Here is a 1,425-nt window from a genome sequence, read left to right as displayed (position 1 = left end):
GTAATGCTGTTCACTTAAGCGGAGCAGCCTTACGGTCCACTGGGTACCGGGTTTTGGAAATCTTCACCGTCCTTGGCCTTCCCGGCCTTGGGCGGTGATTCAGAAACATTCCTCCTACTCCTCCCCTCAGCTCGCTTAGCCTCCTTCCTGTTGCCGATACCGGATTAGCTGCTGCCATCACTATCAACTGCACCGCTATGTACTGGCAGGCAGGCTTGAACCGTATATCCGAAGGTGCGCGGCCGAACGCTACAGCGGCTTGGCTGGCCTCTCTACGAATAATGTTATAAGCCAGCAAAAGCCCCCAGACCTCCTGATAAATCAACTCGACTTTCTTACTGCGCAGCGTTACCGCGTTCTGTTGCATCGAGCTTTTGATATCCCTGAAGCCCAGCTCAATCTCCCATCGCTCCAGGTACAGCTCAGCCACAGCTGCGGTGTCGTAGTCCTCGACAGGCAGAGAGGTAAGCAGCGATCTGACTTTCCCATGGCTTTCATAGCTAACTTCACGCACTTCCCAACTCAGGGGCAACTCAGGATTTCGTTTACGTGCCTGAGGGGAAACCTTCATCCGGACGAGACGGTCGTGCTCGCCGTAGCGCTCTACTTCCTCCATGACCAAATTCTTGCGAGCAGGTGTCAGCCAGTGTCGGTTCGTGCCGCCACCAACCACGCTTAGCAGTAGATCCGCGCCCCAGAAGCCTTTGTCGAACAAGGTGATCGAATTGTCCGGAATTTGCCCCAGAAACGTTTCGGCCAACCGCATTTCACTGCCCCGATAAGGGCTGAGCTGCGCATCGAGGATGACATGCGAACGGACATTCATCAGCGCAACGAGCCGCAGCATCGGAAACGGGGTCTGACGGTCGGTGCCGGTATTACCGGAGCCAAAATGTTCTCTGAGCTCAGGTGAGTCAGCAGTTCGCAGTAGTGCACCGTCCACCGCGAAGACTTGTAGACCGTTCCAGTCATCTCCCTCGTAGCGCTCGTTGCCCCAATGTTTACCGGTCTGACGGAACAGCGATTCAACTGGGTCAGCGCCCAGCCTTTTGCGAGCTTCAGTTACCCCGCTTCGGGCCAGCAACTGATCAGAAGCCAAGCCTTGCGCGCAGATATTCAAACGCCTGGCGACCTCATGAACAGGCTCATCGCGGAACAGAGCCATGCCCAAAACTAGCCAAAGAACTTGATCGCTCGGCAAGCGGCGCCGTCGTATCGTGGCTTGCGCCGAGAGGTTCAGCGCACTCGCTACCCACTCGATGGGGATGTTCTGAGTGAAGGTGCTCAGGTCAGAAAAATTGAAGAGATCGCCGAGGTCGAGCAACTGCTGCTGAATGGGCATAAAAAAATCCGATGCCAGGGTCTGACATCGGATTCTCTAGAAAGCCCGGCTTGGACTCAAATGCTTAAGTGAACAGCATTACG

Annotated in this window: 1 protein-coding gene; it reads right to left on the bottom strand. The window is 55.4% G+C overall.

Going from position 1 to position 1,425, the window contains the following annotated elements; all coding sequences use genetic code 11:
* Window positions 1-10 precede the first annotated feature (10 nt).
* A complete protein-coding gene (locus HU742_RS26715; RefSeq protein WP_189664530.1) occupies window positions 11-1,342 on the bottom strand; it encodes an IS4 family transposase in 1,332 nt (443 codons plus the stop codon).
* Window positions 1,343-1,425 lie beyond the last annotated feature (83 nt).

Origin of the sequence: Pseudomonas marvdashtae (assembly GCF_014268655.2) — a bacterium.
In the GTDB taxonomy this organism is placed as follows: domain Bacteria; phylum Pseudomonadota; class Gammaproteobacteria; order Pseudomonadales; family Pseudomonadaceae; genus Aquipseudomonas; species Aquipseudomonas marvdashtae.
The sequence above is the reverse complement of the archived record's forward strand: the minus strand, read 5'-3'. Positions and strand labels throughout refer to the sequence as shown.